General features: G+C 46.8%; 1 protein-coding gene. It reads left to right on the top strand.

The features are described from left to right. Nucleotides 1–64: 64 nt before the first annotated feature. Nucleotides 65–417 (top strand): transposase (locus Q1A70_RS20460; RefSeq protein ID WP_299695909.1); only part of this gene is annotated, 353 nt, incomplete at its 3' end.

The raw sequence follows: 417 nt of genomic DNA, 5'->3' as shown, positions 1-417 counted from the left end.
CCCCCTCTGGCAGGATAGTTGTCACTGTTAAAATTTACCCAGCATGGGCGGTAATGAGTGAACCTTGTCTCGTATTCCAGCAGAAAGAAAAGATGCAATATTGAAGAAGCTACTGCCTCCATATTCAATGTCAGTGAGCCAGTTATCAAAAGAAGAAGGCATTAGTACTGCGACCCTGTATCATTGGCGGCAGCAACTCAGACGTTCAGGAGCAGCAGTGCCAAACAGCAACACTTCATCAGAGCAGTGGTCTGCTCAAACTAAACTCGCTATCGTCGCCGAGACTTACTCGATGACCGAGAATGAACTCAGCCAATATTGTCGCGAAAAAGGCCTTTATCCCGAACAAGTTCAAAGCTGGCGTAGCGAATGTATGCAAGGTTTTATGTCGAGTAAAGAGCGGGAAGCGGAAGCAAA

Source organism: uncultured Vibrio sp. (assembly GCF_947488985.1).
Lineage (GTDB): Bacteria > Pseudomonadota > Gammaproteobacteria > Enterobacterales > Vibrionaceae > Vibrio.
Note: the sequence above shows the minus strand (reverse complement) of the source record. Positions and strands in the feature narration are given on the sequence as shown.